The 17738-nt window shown below is 60.5% G+C and carries 16 protein-coding genes; 7 read left to right on the top strand and 9 right to left on the bottom strand.

Annotation, left to right across the window (positions count from 1 at the left end; translation table 11 throughout):
* Positions 1–10 precede the first annotated feature (10 nt).
* The gene (locus ACOYXJ_RS09110; protein ID WP_460369060.1) at positions 11–1801 is read left to right on the top strand and encodes an ATP-binding protein; all 1791 of its coding nucleotides are present in this window, start codon (positions 11–13) and stop codon (positions 1799–1801) included.
* Here ACOYXJ_RS09110 and ACOYXJ_RS09105 read toward each other — a convergent pair.
* The 7 genes from ACOYXJ_RS09105 to ACOYXJ_RS09075 form a co-directional block, all read right to left on the bottom strand.
* Positions 1798–3411, bottom strand: a complete 1614-nt coding sequence (locus ACOYXJ_RS09105; protein ID WP_150708330.1) for an EAL domain-containing protein — start codon at positions 3409–3411, stop codon at positions 1798–1800. The genes ACOYXJ_RS09110 and ACOYXJ_RS09105 overlap by 4 nt on opposite strands.
* Before the next feature lie 76 nt (positions 3412–3487).
* Positions 3488–4270 (bottom strand): N-acetylmuramoyl-L-alanine amidase, encoded by a 783-nt coding sequence (locus ACOYXJ_RS09100; protein WP_460369058.1) that lies wholly within the window; start codon positions 4268–4270, stop codon positions 3488–3490.
* A 101-nt stretch (positions 4271–4371) separates the two neighbouring features.
* Positions 4372–6438, bottom strand: coding sequence for a GGDEF domain-containing protein (locus ACOYXJ_RS09095; RefSeq protein ID WP_460369055.1), 2067 nt, complete (start codon positions 6436–6438; stop codon positions 4372–4374).
* Positions 6435–7313: an endonuclease/exonuclease/phosphatase family protein gene (locus ACOYXJ_RS09090; RefSeq protein ID WP_150708333.1), complete on the bottom strand. Its 879-nt coding sequence runs from the start codon at positions 7311–7313 to the stop codon at positions 6435–6437. The genes ACOYXJ_RS09095 and ACOYXJ_RS09090 overlap by 4 nt, the downstream gene beginning before the upstream one ends.
* 14 nt (positions 7314–7327) lie before the next feature.
* Positions 7328–7969, bottom strand: a complete 642-nt coding sequence (locus tag ACOYXJ_RS09085) for a thiol:disulfide interchange protein DsbA/DsbL (protein WP_016986442.1) — start codon at positions 7967–7969, stop codon at positions 7328–7330.
* A 187-nt stretch (positions 7970–8156) separates the two neighbouring features.
* The gene (locus ACOYXJ_RS09080) at positions 8157–8768 is read right to left on the bottom strand and encodes a c-type cytochrome (RefSeq protein WP_150795067.1); all 612 of its coding nucleotides are present in this window, start codon (positions 8766–8768) and stop codon (positions 8157–8159) included.
* A 43-nt stretch (positions 8769–8811) separates the two neighbouring features.
* Positions 8812–9102 carry a c-type cytochrome gene (locus ACOYXJ_RS09075; protein ID WP_038365005.1) on the bottom strand — a complete coding sequence of 97 codons (291 nt, stop codon included), beginning with the start codon at positions 9100–9102 and terminating at the stop codon, positions 8812–8814.
* 191 nt (positions 9103–9293) lie between these two features.
* On the opposite strand from ACOYXJ_RS09075, the gene yihA reads away from it, so the two are divergent.
* Entirely contained in the window at positions 9294–9935 is a 642-nt protein-coding gene (gene yihA, locus ACOYXJ_RS09070) for a ribosome biogenesis GTP-binding protein YihA/YsxC (RefSeq protein WP_007911767.1), read from the top strand.
* Between the two features lie 410 nt (positions 9936–10345).
* Here the strand turns inward: yihA and polA are convergent, their stop codons facing one another.
* Complete coding sequence (polA, locus tag ACOYXJ_RS09065; protein WP_460369052.1) at positions 10346–13150, bottom strand: DNA polymerase I; 2805 nt, start codon at positions 13148–13150, stop codon at positions 10346–10348.
* 74 nt (positions 13151–13224) lie between these two features.
* Here polA and ACOYXJ_RS09060 point away from each other — a divergent pair, with 74 nt between their 5' ends.
* Both ACOYXJ_RS09060 and ACOYXJ_RS09055 read left to right on the top strand, forming a co-directional pair.
* Positions 13225–13515, top strand: a complete 291-nt coding sequence (locus ACOYXJ_RS09060) for a DUF2782 domain-containing protein (protein ID WP_064389732.1) — start codon at positions 13225–13227, stop codon at positions 13513–13515.
* Positions 13516–13569: 54 nt separating this feature from the next.
* Positions 13570–14523, top strand: a complete 954-nt coding sequence (locus ACOYXJ_RS09055; protein ID WP_460369049.1) for a homoserine kinase — start codon at positions 13570–13572, stop codon at positions 14521–14523.
* 171 nt (positions 14524–14694) lie between these two features.
* Here the strand turns inward: ACOYXJ_RS09055 and ACOYXJ_RS09050 are convergent, their stop codons facing one another.
* On the bottom strand, positions 14695–15615 hold the full coding sequence (locus tag ACOYXJ_RS09050) for a zinc ABC transporter substrate-binding protein (RefSeq protein WP_460369047.1): 921 nt from the start codon (positions 15613–15615) through the stop codon (positions 14695–14697).
* Between the two features lie 66 nt (positions 15616–15681).
* On the opposite strand from ACOYXJ_RS09050, the gene ACOYXJ_RS09045 reads away from it, so the two are divergent.
* The 3 genes from ACOYXJ_RS09045 to znuB are packed head-to-tail and all read left to right on the top strand — an operon-like array spanning position 15682 to position 17730.
* Positions 15682–16164 (top strand): Fur family transcriptional regulator, encoded by a 483-nt coding sequence (locus ACOYXJ_RS09045; protein WP_007911760.1) that lies wholly within the window; start codon positions 15682–15684, stop codon positions 16162–16164.
* On the top strand, positions 16164–16949 hold the full coding sequence (gene znuC / locus ACOYXJ_RS09040; protein WP_007911759.1) for a zinc ABC transporter ATP-binding protein ZnuC: 786 nt from the start codon (positions 16164–16166) through the stop codon (positions 16947–16949). Before ACOYXJ_RS09045 ends, znuC begins: the two co-directional genes overlap by 1 nt.
* Positions 16942–17730 (top strand): zinc ABC transporter permease subunit ZnuB, encoded by a 789-nt coding sequence (gene znuB / locus ACOYXJ_RS09035; RefSeq protein WP_007911758.1) that lies wholly within the window; start codon positions 16942–16944, stop codon positions 17728–17730. The genes znuC and znuB overlap by 8 nt, the downstream gene beginning before the upstream one ends.
* Positions 17731–17738 lie beyond the last annotated feature (8 nt).

Genomic DNA, 17738 nt, shown 5'->3' with positions numbered 1-17738 from the left:
GTGCCGGGCGATGAAACTGGCGATGAAGTTGCGGACCCGGTTGTTTCTGAGTATCTCCGCACTGATCACCGTGGCCTTGCTCGGGCTGTTGCTTGGGCTGGTCAGCGTGATGCAGATGGCCGGAACGCAAGAAGCTTTGGTGCGCAGCAACTTCGTCACTTTGGATCTGGGGCTCAAGTTGCGGCAGACGTTGGGTGATCAACTGATCATCATGCTCGCGGAAAAGCCGGATCCCGTGGCATTCGAAGCGTCGAAGCAGCATTACTTCGAGTTGCTGGACCAAGGCATCGCCCAAGAGCAAGAGGGCGATGGCCGGCTATATGGCTTCAGTCGGGCAAAAGCGGATTATCTGAGCTTTCTGGAAGCATTCGATTTGTCGCGTGACCCGGCCGGCTCCATAAGCAGCAGCGCTGACTTCAGGGAGCGCTTCAACACGCTGCGCAACGGACTGATCACCGAGCACAAGCATGCACTGGACAACATCAACGCGGTACAGAGTGAGGCGCGTGACCGAGCCTTGTTGATTGCGGGTCTGCTGGGATTTGTCGGATTGGCGGTGCTGATCATCGGTTTCATCACGGCCCACGGCATTGCCCGGCGTTTTGGCGCGCCGATCGAGGCTCTGGCGAAAGCGGCGGACAATATCGGCCAGGGCAATTTTGAAGTAACCCTGCCGATTTCTTCGGCGATGGAGATGAATCTGCTGACCAAACGCTTCGGCCTGATGGCCGAGGCACTGCGCGAGCATCAGGCGACCAATGTCGACGAATTGCTCGCCGGTCAGCAACGCTTGCAGGCGGTGCTCGACAGTATCGATGACGGTTTGCTGATGATCGACCGACAAGGGCATCTCGAGCACCTCAATCCGGTCGCCCAGCGACAATTGGGCTGGGAGGATGATCGCCTCGGCCAGGGGCTGGGCACGGCGCTGGAACGCCCAGAGCTGGATGCGCAGCTGCAACTGGTGCTGCGTGGCGGCACGCTGGAGCGGGCGCCGGAAGATTTGAGTATCGAGGTCGACGGCGAATCACGCTTGCTGACCTACAGCCTGACCCCGGTCAGTCACACCCAAGGTCATATCCTCGGCGCGGTGATGGTGTTGCACGACGTCACCGAGCAGCGCGCCTTCGAACGGGTACGCAGTGAATTCGTCTTGCGCGCCTCCCATGAACTGCGCACGCCGGTCACCGGCATGCACATGGCGTTCGGTTTGTTCCGCGAACGGGCGAAGTTTCCAGCGGAGTCGCGCGAGGCTGATCTGCTCGACACCGTGAACGAGGAAATGCAGCGCCTGATGCAGTTGATCAATGACCTGCTCAACTTCTCGCGTTATCAGAACGGCCTGCAGAAACTCACGCTGGCGCCGTGCTCAATCGAAGATTTGCTGGAGCAGGCGCAATTGCGCTTTGCCGATTCGGCGGCGGCCAAGGGCATCGCCCTGAATGTCGAAGTGCAGGGGCCGCTGCCACGTTTGCAGGCCGATCAGGCGCAACTCGATCGCGTGCTCGACAACCTGATCGACAACGCGCTGCGTCATACCGCCCGCGACGGTCAGATCCGTTTACAGGCGCGTCGACATGGCGAGCGGGTGATCATCAGCGTCGAGGACAATGGCGAAGGCATTGCCTACGGCCAGCAAGGCCGAATCTTCGAGCCGTTCGTGCAGGTCGGCCGCAAAAAGGGCGGTGCCGGGCTTGGTCTGGCGCTGTGCAAGGAAATCGTCCAGCTGCATGGCGGACGTATGGGGGTTTATTCGCGGCCGGGGCAGGGCACGCAGTTCTATATGGCGCTCGCCGTTTAGGCTTCGTCGTCCATGCGCCTTCCCGCGAGGCGTCGGCCACGGGTGATCAATTCAATGAATTGCACCGCGCTCAGCGCATGGGCGAACAACCAGCCCTGACCGAACTTCACGCCTTCGCTGCTGAGCAATTGCGCCTGTGATTCCAGCTCGATGCCTTCGGCAATCACTTTCAGATCCAGCGCCTGGGCCATGTGAATGATGTGCGGGGCGACGCCGCTGCTCGCCGCGTCATGGCCCAGTGCATCAATGAACGCCTTGTCGATTTTCAGGCAATCGACCGGCAAGGTCTGCAGGTAGGCGAGGCTGCAATAGCCGGTGCCGAAGTCATCAATCAGCACTTGATGGCCGACATCGCGCAAGGCTTGCAGGTTTTCCCGCGCCACCACCACATCAATCAACCCGCGTTCGGTAACCTCGAAGGCAATCTGCCGCGCGGCGACTCGGTGCAATGTGAGCAAGCGCGCCATGACCAGACCGATGCGCGGCACCATCACGTCGCAGGCTGCGAGGTTGACCGAGATATACAGCTGCGGATTGGCGCGCAGCAATTGGCCCAATTGCTCCAGCAAACGCTGCAGGACGAAGTCGGTCATCTGGCGGATCTGCCCGGTGTTTTCCGCCATGGGGATAAACAGGTCAGGGCTGGTCAGTGTGCCGTCCGGGCGGCGCCAGCGCAGCAGGGCTTCGGCGCCCACGCAGTTGCGGCTGTCGAGATCGAAGATCGGCTGATAGAGCACCTGCAACTCACCGCGACGAATCGCGCCGTGAAGCTCGGCGTCCATCGACTGACGCTGGCGCACCAGCAGGAAAACGAAGAATCCCGAAAAGGCGCCAAGCAGCACACAAGCCGGGACCATCCACCACCAGATGGCAGGAATATGCATACCGGTTCTGGGTGTGATCAGCACCAGCTGATATTCCGGGTTGTCGGTGGGCATGCGATAGATCAGCCGGGTTTGTGTGACTTGCAAGGCATCGCGGCTTTTCGGTGGCCATTGTTCCGTGGGTGGCCAGGCTTGCGCCAGGCCGAGTACCGGAATGGCCCGGGTGCCGTGATCGAGTACTACCAAAAGGCTGCTGCCGGGCGACAGATCGACCATGTCGGTCAGGTGCCCGCGCGAAGTGGCTACGCGGAAATTGCCGCGCCCCAGCATCAGCGCCGCGCGGTTTTCATCGGGTTCGGTGGTGGTGTTCAGCCAATAGCTGTAAGTCGGCCCTTTGATATCCGGCGCCCGCACTACCGACACGCCTTCCTGACGCGGACGGTTGGAGCAGATCCGTGAGGCGTCCATATAGGCTGCTTCATAGACGAAGCGATAGTTGAAGGTGACTTGCTGCAGGGTGGCGATCATTTCATCGTCACAACTGCGCAATGGTTGCGCTTCGAGGTCGTCGAGACTTTCGCGCAACTGGCCGAACAATTGTTCGAGGCGGGCGAGGAAACGCTCGCCTTGCGCGTTCATTTCCTGACTTTCGCTTTGCTCGACCTGACGCATTGCCACGAACATACCGCCGGCGATCAGCAGGCTGGCACTGAGGACAGCCGCGATCATCGCCAAAAACCAGGGGCGATAAAACCAGCTACGCAGCGTCTCTCGGGTAGCAACCATTATGGAATATCCGAAGAATTACCAATGAGTTATAGCTGCTGATTGCGATTTCGCCCTGACCGTCGGGCGGGCGTCATTATTTTGTCTGGTTCAGTACCAGCAACAGCGCTGCCGTTTGCGCATCCGGCGTGCCATCGAAGCGCGAAGGGCGGAAGTGCATCTGGAAGGCCGCGAGGACATGGCGCGTTGCGACATCCAGCTCGCCGGTCTGCGGCGTGTCGTAACCAAGGTGCGCCAATTGCGCCTGGAACCAACTGATGCTCGGCAGCTCGCCGTTGTTGAAGAGCATTTGCTGGCGCGCCACTGCCTGTTCATTCGGCCACACACCCAAACCCTCCGCGGCCAGGCGTTTCCACGGAAACAACGGCCCGGGATCAAGCTTGCGAAGAGGCGCGATGTCGCTATGGCCGATGATGTGCTGCGGGCTGATGCCGTTGCGTTTGCTGATGTCCTTGAGCAGTACGATCAGCGATTGAATCTGCGCTTCGCTGTACGGATACCACAGCCGTCCGGTCGGCGTGTCCTTGAAGCCCGGGTTGACGATTTCGATACCGATCGAGCTGGAGTTGAGCCAGGTGCGGCCCTGCCATTGGCTTTCGCCGGCGTGCCAGGCGCGCTGGTTTTCGTCCATCAGCTTGTAGATGGTGCCGCTCTTGTCGTCGCCGATCAGGTAATGGCTGCTGACTTCGCCGTGGGTCAGCAATTGCAGCGAGCGCTCCAGCGAGGCCGACGTGTAATGCACGACCACAAACTGAATGCGGCTGTCGTAATTGGCCGAAGGATGGCTGGTGTCGTAGCGCGGGGCGCTGGCACAACCGGCCAGAACGAGCAGCGAAGCGAGGAGGGCAAAGAATTTCATGGCAGAAGGCAGTACACGCAAGACAGTAATGCAACAGTGTAACGTACTGCCTTGCGTCTTGACGGTCAGTGGGCGGATTTAAACAAAATGGAACAAATTGCTCAGCCCAACTCGACCCGATTGCGCCCCGCATTTTTCGCCCGGTACAACGCCTGATCGGCTCTTTTCAGCACCAGATCGCTGTGTTCTCCGGCACGGAATGTCGCCAGCCCCATGGAAATGGTGATGGTTACCCGCTCGCCCTTGAAGTGGAACGGGCAGGCTTCGATCGCTGCGCGCAGGGTTTCCAGCAGTTTGGCGCCGAGCGCTGGCGGGGTCGCCGGCATCAGCAGAACGAACTCCTCACCGCCGAAACGGGCTATGAAGTCGGAGCCGCGCAGGCGTTTGCGCAGCACGGTGGCGATGATTTTCAGCACCTTGTCGCCAGCCAGATGGCCGTAGTTATCGTTGATCCGTTTGAAGTGATCCAGATCGAGCATCGCCAGACTCAGGGTGTTGCCGTGCTGCTGCCACTGCTTGATCTCATGCTCGAGGCGTTCGCTCCACGCCGCGCGATTGGGCAGGCCGGTGAGCGGGTCTATAAGGGCTTTCTGCCGCTGTACTTCAAGGTGTTCGCGGAAGCCCTGGGCTTCCTGCTCCATATGCGCCACGCGCTCCGACAGGCTTTTCAGCCGCGTGGCGACTTCTTGCTCGCGGGCATCGCGCTGCTTCTGGTGCTGGTCCATGGTGCCGAGCAGGCCTTCGAGATGGTTCTCCAGCACTTGCTTGAGGTCATCCAGATCTGCAGCTTCCTGCATGCTGGTCTGCAAGCCGTCGACTTGCTCACGGATTTGCGTGTCCATCGCTCGCGCTGCCGAGCTGTTATCGGCGTGACCTTCACTGGCGGCTTGCAGGTTGCTCTGGAACGCTTCGAGGCGTTCGTTGAGCTGTTGCAGATAGGCTTCGAATTCGTGCTGACCGCTGTCAGTGATCGCCAGCATTAATGTGGCGAGATCGTCGAGGATCGGGATCAGTTCGTACCAGTTCAAGCCGTGCTTGAGGCGCTCGCGCATTGCCTCGGCCTGCGGGCGGTGGCGCTCCGGCAGGGTCAGGTCGTCGAGCAGCCCAATCAGGGTGTCTTCGATGTGCTTGGCCACGGAGCTGTAGGACGGCTCTGGAGTGTCCGGCAGGGCGAACAGGATGTCGTGCTCGGGCTGCTCCGGGTCGATGGCCGCCAGTGCCTGAGCAATCGGTTCGGGCAGGGGCAGGCTGTCGAGGATCAGCGGTGTCGGGTCGCCGGGGTGGATCAATTCGTCGGGGTTGAAACTGGAGACCGTGACTGGTGTCGGCCTGACACTGGGCGCCATGGCAACTTCAGGTTCGGCCTGCGCTGCTTCAGCGGCAACGGGCGCTGCTGCGCTGGGGAGGGGTGGTTGAAACGCAACCACGTCAGGTTCCGGCTGAGGTTCCGAGAGCGGTGAGGGTATCTCAGTCGCGGGCTCGAGTTGTTTGATCACGGCGGCGGTGATGACCGGCCCTGCAACAGCGGCAGTCTGCAAGGGCGCTGGTTCTGGCTCGGCTTCTGATGCGACAGGCGCTTGCGCATCACGTGGTGCCGGAGTTGGCGCGGTTGCTTCTGCGCTCGGGGCTGGCGCTTCTTCGCTGTCACGGCTACCAAACAAACGCTGCAACAATCCTGGGCGTCCCGGTTCGGCTGGCGTTTCCAGCTGACTCAAAGCCTTGCCCTGCAAGCCGCTGAGTTCACTCAGCAGCAATGGCATTTCTCGCGCAGAGCCGACGCGGCCATCCAGTTGTTTGGCGAACTTTTTCAGTGGCTGAGCGACTTCACGCGGCAGCGGCAATGCCTGCAACTGAGTGACCAGCGACGTCAGCGCGGTACTGACCTGATCGATACGGGTTTCGCGGCGCTGCTCGGAATCGAGCACGGCTTTTTCCAGGCGCGGCAGCAGGGCGGCGAGGCCGGCGTCCATGTCGTCAGTGCGCACTACGTCGCGCATCTCCTTCATGCACTGATCAACGACTTTATCGGTGCCTTCAGCCGCCAGTGTGCTGCGCACCAGACCGCGACGCAGCAAATCGAGCCTGGCGGCCCAGCGGCGTTCGAGTTTGTCCTGTTGTTCGATGCTTTTGAGGTACTTCTCTTTCCAGCGCTGGGCGTCGTCGCTCATTCAGGGGTTCCGCGAGGGGCAGGACTCAACGCGGGCAATGCATCGGCCGTGAGCGAACCCGGCAGACGAATCTCTACCGCGACCGGCAGGTGATCGGAAATCGGTTGGGCCAGCACTTCGACCTTTTCAAGGGTCAGGGTCGGGCTGAGCAAAATATGATCAAGGCAACGCTGAGGACGCCAGCTGGGGAATGTCGCTTCCACCTGCGGGGCCAGCAGGCCGAGATCGCGTAACGGAGAATGTTGTAGCAGATCGCTGGCGTGGGTGTTCATGTCACCCATCAACACTTGGTGTTTATAGCCACCGATCAGCTCACGAATATAGGCCAGCTGCAGGCTGCGGGTTCGCGCGCCAAGGGCCAGGTGCATCATTACCACCACCAGCGCTTCCGGGCCTTCGCCGAAACGCAGAAGGATCGCGCCGCGACCTTTCGGGCCGGGCAGCGGGTGATCTTCGATCGCCGACGGTTTCAGGCGACTGAGCACGCCATTGCTGTGCTGGGCCAGCCGACCGAGGTTGCGATTGAGTTGTTGGTACCAGTAGGGGAAGGCGCCGAGATGGGCCAGGTGTTCAACCTGATTGACGTAGCCTGAACGCAGGCTGCCGCCATCGGCTTCCTGCAGCGCGACCAGATCGAAGTCGCCGAGCAGGTCGCCGATCTTTTGCAGATTGCCTGAGCGTCCGGTGTGCGGCAGCAGATGCTGCCAGCTGCGGGTCAGGTAATGTCGATAACGCTCGGTGCTGATACCGACCTGGATATTGAAGCTAAGCAAGCGCAGACGATGGTCTGCTGGCAAGCCTGTCGATGCCAGGTGGTGCTCGTTGACCTGCGGGTCATGCAGGCCAACGATGCGCTCCGACTTCCAGCGGCGCATGGCAGTTGCCGCGCTTAGTTGGCAGCAGCCTTGGTTGCCGCTCGCTCTTTGGCGACCAGTTGGTCAGCCAGTTGCAGCGCTTGCTCGGCACCACCGGCAGAGCCGATGTCGAAGCGGTATTTGCCGTTGACGATCATGGTTGGCACGCCAGTGATTTCATACTTCTTGGCCAGTTCACGGGCCTTGACGATCTGGCCTTTGATGGCGAACGAGTCGAAGGTGGCGAGGAACTTGTCCTTGTCCACGCCTTGGGTGGCGAGGAAGTCAGCCATGTCGTTCTTGTCGGTCAGCTTCTTGTGTTCTTTCTGGATTGCGTTGAACACGGCGTTGTGAACCTTGTGCTCGACACCCATCGCTTCCAGGGTCAGGAACATTTGACCGTGAGCGTCCCACGGGCCGCCGAACATGGCTGGAATACGCACGAAGTTGACGTCCTTGGGCAGTTTTTCAACCCATGGGTTGATCACCGGCTCAAACGCGTAGCAATGCGGGCAGCCATACCAGAACAGCTCGACCACTTCGATCTTGCCAGGCTCTGCAACCGGCACCGGGTTGGCCAGTTCCACGTAAGGGGCGGCAGGTGCTTCGGCGGCTTGAGCGGTCACGCCGAACAGGCTGGCAGCGACGAGGGCGGCGCTGATGATCAGATTACGCATGCTTTACTCCTGGACAATTTGGGTCGCCTCGCGCGACCTGTTTTCAGACAGATCCTGGCGGGCATGAGTTCTGTAGTGTAACGGCAGCGGCCACAAAAAAGGGCGGCCAAAGCCACCCTTTTTATACTTGCTGCGACGGATTAATCGAGCGTTAACGTTGCGCGAGATCTATCGCTGCCAAATGCTCTTAGTGCAGACCTTGAATGTAGCTGGAGACCGCGGCGATGTCTTCGTCGCTCAGGCGCTTGGCGATGGTCTGCATGGTCATGGTGTCGCCGTCGTTGGTACGACCGCCTTCTTCCTTGCGGAAATCGGTCAGCTGCTTGGCGATGTATTGAGCGTGTTGGCCACCCAGATGCGGGAAGCCGGCCGCGGCGTTGCCGGTGCCGTTCGGTGAGTGACAGCCGGTGCAGGCTGGCAGGCCTTTGGCGAGGTTGCCGCCACGGAACAGCGCTTCACCGCGAGCGACGATCTTCGGATCGGCGGCGCCGACGCTGCCTTTCTGGCTGGCGAAGTAGGCGGCGATGTCGGCCAGGTCCTGATCGCTCAGGTTGGTCAGCAGGCCGGTCATTTCCAGAACGGTGCGCTTGCCCGACTTGATGTCCTGCAATTGCTTGGTCAGGTAGCGTTCACCTTGACCGGCCAGTTTCGGAAAGTTTGGCGCCATGCTGTTGCCGTCCGGGCCATGGCAGGCTCCGCAAACGGCGGCTTTTGCCTGGCCCGCTGCGGCATCACCGGCAGCATGGGCGAAACCTGAGATTCCCACGGTCAACAGCAGACTCACGATCAATTTGTTCATCAGCTAATCCAACTACGGCTAAGGGTTAAGTTATGGACCGGGTTTACTCGCTCATCCAAAGGATGATGGCTTGGTAATCCTCGGCACTGCAGTCCATGCACAAACCACGCGGCGGCATCGCCTTGAAACCCTGGGTCACGTGTTGCACCAGCGTCCCCATACCTTTCGCCAACCTCGGCGTCCAAGCTTCCTGATCGCCTCTTTTGGGCGCCATGGGTAGTTGGCCGGAATGACAGGCACCACAAACACGGTTGTACACAGCTTCCGGATCCTGTGTAGCCTGTGCGCTGTAAAGCGGCATCAAGACTCCGGCAGCCAGCAGCCATTTCGTCATAAAACGACCTTTTCAGGGTTGAGAGCGTTCTGCGTTCTAATGCGCAATCAAGGTCTGTCGCTCTCGTGAACTTCATCCTACGCTGGGACAAAGCACACACAAAATCTGCGGCATTATATACTGGCGTCACTGAAACGGAAGCGACACCGCGTTCCGCGCCCAATCCCGGCGCCGCCCACATCGGAAATCCCATGCAACTCAAGAATCCCATCCTCGGCCTGTGCCAACAGTCCACGTTCATGCTCAGTGCCGCCAAAGTCGATCAATGCCCTGACGACGAAGGCTTCGAAGTAGCGTTTGCCGGTCGTTCCAACGCCGGCAAATCCAGCGCACTGAACACCCTGACTCACGCCAGCCTGGCGCGTACCTCGAAAACCCCGGGTCGCACACAGCTGTTGAACTTCTTCAAGCTAGACGAAGATCGCCGTCTGGTCGACCTGCCGGGCTACGGTTACGCAAAAGTACCGATCCCGCTGAAGATGCACTGGCAGCGTCACCTTGAGGCTTACCTCGGTGGCCGCGAGAGTTTGAAGGGTTTGATTCTGATGATGGACATCCGTCATCCAATGACCGACTTCGACCTGCTGATGCTCGACTGGGCCGTTGCGGCCGGCATGCCGATGCACATCCTGCTGACCAAAGCCGACAAGCTGACGTACGGCGCAGCCAAGAACACCCTGCTCAAAGTGCAGTCGGAAATCCGCAAGGGCTGGGGCGATCTGGTTACCATCCAGCTGTTCTCCGCGCCAAAACGCATGGGTCTGGAAGAGGCCTACACTGTACTGGCCGGCTGGATGGAACTGGCAGACAAAGGCGCCGAGGCGGCTGAGTAATCAGGGATCTGGAAAATTGGCTGTGGTGCGCGCAGGCAAGGCGGAAGTGCAGCTCGAAAGCGGAGTTTAGGGGCCTAAATGAGCATTTCGAGCTGCACTTCCAACGCAGCCTGAGCGTGCCACAGCCGATTTTTGGGCAAAAAAAGCCCCGGATTTCATTGGGGAGGGAGAAATTCCGGGGTTTAAGTTCCGAACCGCTAGGGCGGGGTTCAGATATCTGCCAACACTTAACACAACATAGGAGCATCGAAGGGCTTCACCAGCCATTCAGTATCTCTGAGTGGTGTCCTTCCAGATTAGTTCAGATTTTTTTCAAAAAGCTTTGGAATAATCTCAAGCGCCTTTCGAAATAAGCAGGTATTACCGTCGCTGCCGCGACAACAGGTCGCGGCAAACCGTGTTCAAAAGGCTCAGTGAGCCTCATCCCAATTGTTGCCCACACCCACTTCGACCAGCAGCGGCACATCCAGTTTCGCCGCTTCGCTCATGTGCACGCGGATCTCGGCACTGACCTGTTCGACCAGATCCTCACGAACCTCCAGCACCAGTTCATCGTGTACCTGCAGGATGACTTTGGCGTCCAGCCCGGACGTCGCCAGCCAGTTATCCACAGCCACCATGGCTTTCTTGATGATGTCCGCAGCCGTGCCCTGCATCGGCGCGTTGATCGCCGTGCGCTCGGCGGCAGCGCGCTCCTGCGGCTTGTTCGAGTTGATTTCCGGCAGGTACAGACGACGACCGAAGAACGTCTCGACATAACCCTGATCCGCCGCCTGCGCGCGGGTGCGATCCATGTATTCGCGAACCCCCGGATAACGGGCGAAGTAGGTGTCGATGTAAGCCTTGGCGGTCTTGGTGTCGACGCCGATGTCCTTGCCGAGCTTCTGTGCGCCCATGCCGTAGATCAGGCCGAAGTTGATCGCCTTGGCGCCACGGCGCTGGTCGGAGGTGACTTCGTTGAGTTCGACTTTGAACACTTCGGCAGCGGTGGCGGTGTGCACGTCCAGGTTGTTGCGGAAGGCATTCATCAAGCCTTCGTCCTTGGACAGGTGCGCCATGATCCGCAGTTCGATCTGCGAATAGTCCGCCGCCAGCAGTTTGTAGCCTTTCGGTGCGACGAACGCCTGACGAATACGCCGGCCTTCAGCGGTACGCACCGGAATGTTCTGCAAGTTCGGATCGCTGGAGGACAAACGCCCGGTCGACGCCACAGCCTGGTGATACGAAGTGTGAATACGCCCGGTGCGCGGGTTGATCTGCTCCGGCAGACGATCGGTGTAGGTGCTTTTCAGCTTGCTCATCGAGCGGTGCTCCATCAGCACCTTCGGCAAGCGGTGATCGTCTTCGGCGAGTTTCGCCAGCACTTCTTCAGCGGTGGACGGTTGACCCTTGGCGGTCTTTTTCAGCACCGGCAGGCCGAGTTTCTCGTAGAGAATCACGCCCAATTGCTTCGGCGAACCAAGATTGAATTCTTCCCCGGCGATCTCGAACGCTTCGCGCTCCAGCGCGACCATTTTGTTGCCCAGCTCGATGCTCTGGATGCCGAGCAGTTCCGCATCAACGAACGCGCCTTGACGCTCGATGCGCGCCAGCACCGGCACCAGCGGAATCTCGATGTCGGTCAGCACGCTGGCCAGGCTCGGAATGGCGCTGAGTTTTTCGAACAAGGTCTGGTGCAGTCGCAGAGTGATGTCGGCGTCTTCGGCGGCGTACGGCCCGGCCTGTTCCAGGGCGATCTGGTCGAAGGTCAGCTGCTTGGCGCCTTTGCCGGCGATGTCCTGGAAGCTCACGGTGGAGTGATCCAGGTACTTCTGCGCGAGGCTGTCCATGTCGTGGCGGGTGGCGGTGGAGTTGAGCACGTAAGACTCAAGCATCGTATCGAAGGCGATGCCGCGCACGGTGATGCCGTTGTTCTGATCGCCGCCGATGGCGCAGTTGGCCAGGATATTCATGTCGAACTTGGCGTGCTGGCCGACCTTGAGCTTGCTCGGGTCTTCGAGAATCGGCTTGAGTGCGCGCAGTACGGTGTCGCGATCCAGCTGCTCCGGCACGCCGATGTAGGAGTGGGTCAGCGGAATGTACGCGGCTTCGTTGGCCTGTACGGCGAACGATAGACCGACCAGTTGCGCCTGCTGCGCGTCGATGCCGGTGGTTTCGGTGTCGAAGGCGAACAGCTTGGCGTTGTTGAGTTTTTCCAGCCAGACGTCGAAACGTGCCTGATCAAGGATGGTTTCGTAGGCAGCTTCGGCGGGAGCGGCAGGCGCTTCTTCTGCTGGCGCGCTGAACAGATCGCCGGCCGGTGCAGGCTCGATGGCCGCGCTCAGTTCCAGACGTTTGGCGTCGCGATCCAGATCATTGATCCAGCTTTTGAATTCCAGCAGCGAGTACAGCTCGTAGAGCTTGGCCGGGTCTTCCGCGCCCATCTGCAGATCATCGAGTTCGACGTCCAGCGGCACGTCGACCTTGATGGTCGCCAGTTGATAGGAGAGGAATGCCATCTCCTTGTGCTCTTCGAGCTTGGCCGGCAGGGTTTTCGCGCCGCGAATCGGCAGGGTCGGGACGATGTCGAGATTGGCGTACAGCTCGGTGAGACCGCCATTGACCCCGACCAGCAGGCCGGATGCGGTCTTCGGGCCAATGCCCGGAACGCCCGGAATGTTGTCGGACGAATCGCCCATCAGCGCCAGATAATCGATGATCTGCTCCGGTGCGACGCCGAATTTCTCCTTCACGCCTTCCACGTCCATCGAACTACCGGACATGGTGTTGACCAAGGTAATGTGGCCGTCGACCAGTTGCGCCATGTCCTTGTCGCCGGTGGAGATCACCACCGGGCGATCCGCCGCGGCGCTGCTGCGAGCGAGGGTGCCGATCACGTCGTCGGCCTCGACGCCTTCCACGCACAGCAGCGGGAAGCCGAGGGCGATCACGCTCTGGTGCAGCGGCTCGATCTGCACGCGCATGTCGTCGGGCATGCTCGGGCGATTGGCTTTGTATTCGGCGTACATTTCATCGCGAAATGTCCCGCCCTTGGCGTCGAACACCACGGCGAACGGGCTGTCCGGGTACTGCTTGCGCAGACTCTTGAGCATGTTCAACACGCCTTTGACCGCACCGGTCGGCAGGCCTTTGGAGGTGGTCAGTGGTGGCAGTGCGTGAAAGGCGCGGTACAGGTAAGACGAACCGTCCACCAGGACGAGGGGGGCTTGGCTCATGAGCAGGATCAACCTTTTCGGCGGGTCCGGCGCTAGAATAGCGGGACCGTTGACGACAAAGGGACAAGGTTATCATGCGTACGTTAAATCGCTTGCTGCTGGTCGGTCTGATTGCTGCCTCACCGTTGGCCGCGATGGCGGCGGATGATGCGCCGTCGGGAGATCCTGAAGTCACCATTCGCACGGAAGGCGACAAGACGATTCAGGAGTACCGGCAAAACGGGTTCCTGTACGCGATCAAAGTCACGCCGAAGGGCGCACCACCGTACTTTCTGGTGCGCGCAGACGGGACGGATGCCAACTTCATCCGCTCGGATCAGCCGGATATGCTGATTCCGTCATGGAAGATTTTCGAATGGAAGTAAGTTTTTAATTCACCCGGCGCCGCGATTGGCGGCGCCCGTATTGGCAGTTAAAACATGTCTGTGTTCACTCCCCTGGCTCGGCCCGAGCTGGAAACCTTTCTCGCCCCTTACGGGCTTGGCCGTCTGCTTGATTTCCAGGGGATCGCCGCCGGCAGCGAAAACACCAATTTCTTTATCAGCCTGGAGCAGGGCGAGTTCGTCCTGACCCTGGTCGAGCGCGGCCCGGTGCAGGAGATGCCGTTCTTCATCGACCTGCTCGACGTGCTCCACGAAGCCGACTTGCCGGTGCCGTACGCGTTGCGCACCACTGATGGCGTGGCGCTGCGTGAGCTGAAAGGCAAACCGGCGCTGCTGCAACCGCGCCTGTCTGGCAAGCACATCAAGGTCGCCAATGCTCAGCATTGCGCGCAGGTCGGCGAGTTGCAGGCGCACTTGCATCTGGCGACCCAGGGCGAGCGCATGATCAAGCGCAAGACCGACCGTGGCCTGGACTGGATGCTGGAAGAGGGCACGGAGTTTCTCTCGCACCTGAGCGAAGAGCCGCGTGCGCTGCTGCACAAGGCGTTGGAGGAGATCACCGAGCGCAAAGACAAGATTCTCGCGCTGCCTCGGGCGAACATTCATGCCGACCTGTTCCGCGATAACGCGATGTTCGAAGGCACGCACCTGACCGGGCTGATCGACTTCTACAACGCCTGCTCGGGGCCGATGCTGTATGACGTGGCGATTGCCTTGAATGACTGGTGCTCGAACGAGGACGGTCTGATTGACGGGCCGCGTGCCCGCGCGTTTCTTGGCGCTTATGCGGCGTTGCGACCATTCACGGCGGCGGAGGCCGAGCTGTGGCCGACGATGCTGCGCGTGGCCTGTGTGCGGTTCTGGCTGTCGCGGTTGATCGCGGCGGAGCAGTTTGCCGGGCAGGACGTGTTGATTCACGATCCGCAGGAGTTTGAACAGCGCTTGGCGCAGCGGCAGCAGGTGCACACACCGCTACCTTTCGCCCTTTAAAAGCTTCTTCGGAACGCCGCCCGGAGCAGGCTCGCTCTCACATTGGTTCTGGGCCGGGCACAAATCTAATGTGGGAGCGAGCCTGCTCGCGAAGACGTCGGTACATTCAGTCTCTATGTTGACTGACACACCGCTTTCGCGAGCAGGCTCGCTCCCACAGGGTTTGAGTTGTTACAACGATTCCAGGCACCCGGCCAGATCGTTGCCCAACTTCTCCAACACCTGCTCATAGCCCTGAGCCGTCGCCGGGGTGTACCCGCCCAACGCATCCAGCTCAGCCAGTTTCACTGGCAGGCCAGCGACCAAGGTTTCGGCCAGACGCGGACGCAACGGTGGCTCGCTGAACACACAGGTCTTGCCCACTTCCTGCAAACGCTTGCGCATCGCCGCAACATGCTGCGCACCAGGCTGCACTTCGGCGGCCACACTGAACACGCCGCTGTGCTTCAGGCCGTAAGCCTCTTCAAAATAATCAAACGCCTCGTGGAAGACGAAGTAGGGCTTGCCTTCAACACTGGCCAGACGTTTCTTCAAACGCTGATCCAGTGCGTCCAGACGTTCGTCAAACGCCTTGGCGTTCTTCTGATAGCGCTCGGCATTGGCCGGATCTGCGGTGCTCAAGTCAGCGGCCATTTTGTCGGCAATCACCCGCGCATTCACCGGCGATAACCACAAATGCGCATCCAGCGAGCCCGGACGGTGATCGTGATCATGTTCGTCAGCGTCTTCGGCGTGGGAATGGCTGTCCTCAGCAAAACGCCGCAGTTTCATCCCCGGCAAATCCTGCACGGCGACGCTCGGCAGCGTACGACCGTTCAGCACGCGCGGCAGGAAACCTTCCATGTCCGGGCCGATCCAGTAGAGCAGATCGACCGATTGCACCTTCCGTACGTCGGATGGCCGCAGTGCGTAATTGTGTGGCGACGCACCCGGCGGCAGCAGCACTTCGGGAATCGCCACGCCGTCCTGCACGGCCGCTGCAATCAGCTGCAACGGTTTGATGCTGGTGAGGACTTTGACCTCGGCCTGAGCCGAACCGATCAGCAGAAAACTGGCGACAAAAGCCACAAAAACAGAAAAAAGTCGGGACACGATGACCACTCAAGGAGGCGAGAACGGGTAACATAATAACGTCTCTATCAAAACTCGTCGCCGCCCATGCCTATTACACCGATCGCCAGCCGTCCCCACGACCACTCACATTGCGTGCACAGCGCTTTGTCCGAGGCCGATACCTTGTGCGCCCAGAAAGGCTTGCGCCTGACCGCGTTGCGCCGCCGGGTGCTGGAATTGGTATGGCAAAGCCACAAGCCGTTGGGCGCCTACGACATTCTTGCCGTGCTGAGCGAGCAGGACGGTCGCCGCGCTGCGCCGCCAACCGTGTACCGTGCGCTGGATTTCCTTCTGGAAAACGGCTTGGTGCACCGCATCTCCTCGCTCAACGCCTTCGTTGGCTGCGTGCACCCGGAGCACGCGCATCAGGGCCAGTTCCTGATTTGCCGCGATTGCCACGCCGCCATTGAACTTGAGCAAAAAGTGATCAGCGACGCGATCATCAACAGCGCCAAAGACGTCGGGTTCATCGTCGAAGCGCAGACCGTCGAAGTCGTCGGCCTGTGCTCCGGTTGCCAGGGGGCTTGATGAGCAATGCGCTGATCCGTCTGGAGCAGGTCGCCGTCACATTTGCCGGGCAGGCTGTGCTGGACAACATCGAACTGAGCGTCGAGCCGGGGCAGATCGTCACCCTGATCGGCCCCAATGGCGCCGGCAAGACCACGCTGGTGCGTGCCGTGCTCGGGCTGTTGAAACCGGACAGCGGCAGCGTCTGGCGCAAGCCGAAACTGCGCGTCGGTTACATGCCGCAAAAACTCCACGTCGATCCGACTCTTCCGCTGTCGGTGCTGCGCTTTCTGCGCCTGGTGCCGGGCGTTGATCGTCCGCGTGCGCTGGCGGCGTTGAAAGAAGTCGGCGCCGAGCATGTCATCGACAGCCCGGTGCAAAGCGTTTCCGGCGGTGAAATGCAGCGCGTACTGCTCGCTCGGGCGTTGCTGCGCGAACCGGAACTGTTGGTGCTGGATGAGCCGGTGCAAGGCGTCGACGTCGCCGGGCAAGCCGAGCTGTACAGCCTGATCACCCGTCTGCGCGACCGCCACGGCTGCGGCGTGTTGATGGTGTCCCATGATTTGCATCTGGTGATGAGCACCACCGACCAGGTGGTCTGCCTCAACCGTCACGTCTGCTGCTCCGGGCATCCCGAGCAGGTCAGCGGCGATCCGGCGTTCGTCGAGCTGTTCGGCAAGAACGCGCAGAGCCTGGCGGTCTATCACCACCATCACGACCACGCTCACGACCTGCACGGTTCGGTGGTCAAAGGGCCGGTTATTGGCCAACCTCACGTTCACGGAGACAACTGCAAGCATGGCTGATTTTCTGTTGTATGCCCTGCTTGCAGGTCTGGCGTTGGCGATCGTTGCAGGTCCGCTGGGTTCGTTCGTGGTCTGGCGGCGCATGGCCTATTTCGGCGATACCCTGTCCCACGCCGCGCTACTCGGTGTGGCGCTGGGCTTTTTGCTGGATGTCAGCCCGACGGTCGCGGTGACCGTAGGCTGTCTGTTGCTGGCGGTGCTGCTGGTCACGCTGCAACAGCGCCAACCGCTGGCGTCCGATACGCTTTTGGGAATTCTCGCACCGAGTACGCTCTCTCTCGGCCTGGTGGTACTAAGCTTCATGCATGAAGTGCGGATCGACCTGATGGCCTATCTGTTCGGCGACCTGCTGGCGATCAGCCCGACCGATCTGGCGTGGATTCTCGGCGGCAGCGCGGCGGTGTTGGTGTTGCTGGTGACGCTGTGGCGGCCATTGCTGGCGATCACCGTGCACGAAGAGCTGGCCAAGGTCGAAGGCCTGCCGGTCGCAGGTCTGCGTATGGCGCTGATGTTGTTGATTGCGGTGGTGATTGCGGTGGCGATGAAAATCGTCGGTGTGTTGCTGATTACTTCACTGCTGATCATCCCGGCGGCTGCGGCACAGCGTCACGCCCGCTCACCGGAGCAGATGGCACTGGGCGCGAGCCTGCTGGGCATGCTCGCGGTGTGTGGCGGGCTGGCCTTGTCGTGGTTCAAGGACACCCCGGCCGGGCCGTCAATCGTTGTGACGGCGGCCGCACTGTTTCTGCTGAGTTTTGTTCTGCCCCGTCGCGGGGTGTAGACTTGGCC

This window comes from Pseudomonas sp. Tul2A7 (assembly GCF_054790505.1).
Note: the sequence above shows the minus strand (reverse complement) of the source record. Positions and strands in the feature narration are given on the sequence as shown.